Below are 430 nucleotides of genomic sequence, written 5' to 3' on the forward strand. Positions count from 1 at the left end.
CCAACTGGCTACCTCCACGTAGGAAACGTACGAACTGCCTTGGTTTGTTGGATGTACACACGCAATCAAAACGGAAAATTTTTACTCCGTTTTGATGATACTGACCTTCAGCGTTCAGATGTCAAATATATAAATGATATCATAGAAGACCTAAAATGGATTGGCATAGATTGGGATGCAAGTTTTAAGCAATCAGAGCGCTTTGAGCGTTACAATGAGGTGTTTTTGCAGTTAATAAAAGAAGGGCATATTTATGCATGCTATGAAACAAGAGAAGAGTTAGACATTAAACGAAAATTGCAGTTAAAACAAGGATTTCCCCCGGTATATGACAGAAGCGCGTTACTTCTAACTGAGCAAGAGAAAATTCGTTATGAGCAAGAAGGACGAAGACCACATTTTAGATTTAAATTGGATAGAAATGAAGTTG

At 37.7% G+C, this 430-nt stretch carries 1 protein-coding gene; it reads left to right on the plus strand.

The window, feature by feature from the left end; translation table 11 throughout:
- A partial coding sequence (locus WG67_RS08470; RefSeq protein ID WP_458694895.1) for a glutamate--tRNA ligase family protein occupies positions 1 to 430 on the plus strand: 430 nt, incomplete at both ends.

Source organism: Wolbachia endosymbiont of Drosophila incompta (genome assembly GCF_001758565.1).
Lineage (GTDB): Bacteria > Pseudomonadota > Alphaproteobacteria > Rickettsiales > Anaplasmataceae > Wolbachia > Wolbachia pipientis.